Origin of the sequence: Staphylococcus cornubiensis (assembly GCF_900183575.1) — a bacterium.
GTDB lineage: Bacteria > Bacillota > Bacilli > Staphylococcales > Staphylococcaceae > Staphylococcus > Staphylococcus cornubiensis.
In genome coordinates this window covers 1-661 of record NZ_FXUZ01000038.1, presented here as the reverse complement: position 1 = coordinate 661, position 661 = coordinate 1, and the positions used below count along the sequence as shown (strand labels likewise).

Here is a 661-nt window from a genome sequence, read left to right as displayed (position 1 = left end):
GTCGTTAGTAACGTCCTTCATCGGCTTCTAGTGCCAAGGCATCCACCGTGCGCCCTTAATAACTTAATCTATATGATATTTTGGCAATCGTTTGCATTCGGCTTCATCACTTCGTATTCACTCAGTTCATCTACCGAAATCCACATTTCCCAAAATCACCAGTTATTAATTATGTGAGTCGTCATTTGACGACTAGCGATAATTTTTTGTTTCAAGCTTTTAAACGCTTGTCACTCGGTTTTGCTTGGTAAAATCTATACTTACTTATCTAGTTTTCAATGTACAATTCATATAAATGGTGGAGACTAGCGGGATCGAACCGCTGACCTCCTGCGTGCAAAGCAGGCGCTCTCCCAGCTGAGCTAAGCCCCCAAAATATTATTTTATTTTTAAATAGTGGGCCTAAGTGGACTCGAACCACCGACCTCACGCTTATCAGGCGTGCGCTCTAACCAGCTGAGCTATAGGCCCCGAACATTTATACAAACATTCAAAACTGAATACAATATGTCACGTTAATCCGCTTATCACCTGATGGTGATATTCCGTATATTATCCTTAGAAAGGAGGTGATCCAGCCGCACCTTCCGATACGGCTACCTTGTTACGACTTCACCCCAATCATTTGTCCCACCTTCGACGGCTAGCTCCAAATGGTTAC

General features: G+C 43.1%; 2 tRNA genes and 1 rRNA gene. All 3 read right to left on the bottom strand.

The window, feature by feature from the left end:
* Nucleotides 1-296: 296 nt before the first annotated feature.
* Nucleotides 297-372 (bottom strand) — tRNA-Ala (locus CCE82_RS12380).
* Between the two features lie 25 nt (nt 373-397).
* A tRNA-Ile gene (locus CCE82_RS12375) sits at nt 398-471 on the bottom strand.
* Between the two features lie 91 nt (nt 472-562).
* Nucleotides 563-661: ribosomal RNA gene (locus CCE82_RS12370) — 16S ribosomal RNA — on the bottom strand; the annotation flags it as partial.